The following is a 1,155-nucleotide window of genomic DNA, read 5'->3' as shown; positions in this document are numbered from 1 at the left end:
CGGGTCTGCCGCACGATCGGGTGACATCTGAAGTGGCTTGCCCTGTGGGGCAGGTGGGAAGGATGTCGCTGTGCCCAAGCCCTATCCGGAAGAGTTCCGCCAGGACGTCGTGCGGGTCGCGAGGAACCGTGGTCCGGGTGTGACGGTCGAGCAGGTGGCCACCGACTTCGGGGTCCACCCGATGACGTTGTGGAAATGGATGCGCCGGGCGGACATCGACGACGGCTCCAAGCCGGGGATGTCCAGTCAGGAGAACGCGGAACTGCGCGAGGCACGTCGGCGGATCAAGCTGCTGGAGCAGGAGAACGAGGTCCTGCGTCGGGCCGCGGCCTATCTGTCGCAGGCGCATCTGCCGGGAAAAGGATCTACCCGCTCGTGAAAGAGCTGGCCGCGGACGGAACGCCCGTCTCGGTGACGTGCCGGGTGCTCAAGCTCGCCAGACAGCCCGACTACCGCTGGCTCGACAAGCCGGTGCCCGACGCCGTGCTGGAGGAGGCCTATCGCGCGAACGCGCTGTTCGACGCCCACCGAGAGGACCCGGAATTCGGCTACCGCTTCCTGGCCGATGAAGCACGCGGCAGCGGGGCCGCGATGGCCGACCGCACCGCGTGGCGGATCTGCCGGGAGAACCGCTGGTGGAGCGTGTTCGGGAAGAAACGCGGCCGGGGCAAGAAGGCCGGCCCGCCGGTGCACGACGATCTCGTCCGTCGTGACTTCACCGCGAGTGGCCCGAACCGGCTGTGGCTCGCCGACATCACCGAACACGCCACCGGCGACGGCAAGCTGTACCTTTGCGCGATCAAGGATGTGTTCAGCAACAGGATCGTGGGCTACTCCATCGACACGCGGATGAAGTCCCGCCTGGCCGTGACCGCCCTGGACAACGCCGCGGCCCGGCGCGGACACGTCGACGGATGCATCCTGCACAGCGATCGCGGATCGCAGTTCCGGTCCCGGAAGTTCGTCCGGGCACTCGACCGGCACCGCATGGCCGGATCGATAGGGAGGGTCGGGGCAGCCGGCGACAACGCGGCCATGGAGTCGTTCTTCAGCCTGCTGCAGAAGAACGTCCTCGACCGCCAAAGCTGGACCACCCGCGCAGAACTGCGGATCGCGATCGTGACCTGGATCGAGCGGACCTACCACCGGCGCCGC

At 67.7% G+C, this 1,155-nt stretch carries 1 protein-coding gene; it reads left to right on the top strand.

Annotated features, from left to right (window positions below; translation table 11 throughout):
• Positions 1-70 precede the first annotated feature (70 nt).
• Positions 71-1,155, top strand: a protein-coding gene (locus tag ABT342_RS38130; RefSeq protein WP_351584226.1) for an IS3 family transposase whose coding sequence is annotated in 2 segments (ribosomal slippage) — positions 71-355 and positions 358-1,155 — 1,083 coding nt annotated over the 2 segments. Because the reading frame shifts where the segments join, the coding sequence is not laid out codon by codon here. This gene is flagged as partial in the annotation.

Source organism: Streptomyces sp. NPDC000410 (assembly GCF_040300305.1).
Lineage (GTDB): Bacteria > Actinomycetota > Actinomycetes > Streptomycetales > Streptomycetaceae > Streptomyces.
Note: the sequence above shows the minus strand (reverse complement) of the source record. Positions and strands in the feature narration are given on the sequence as shown.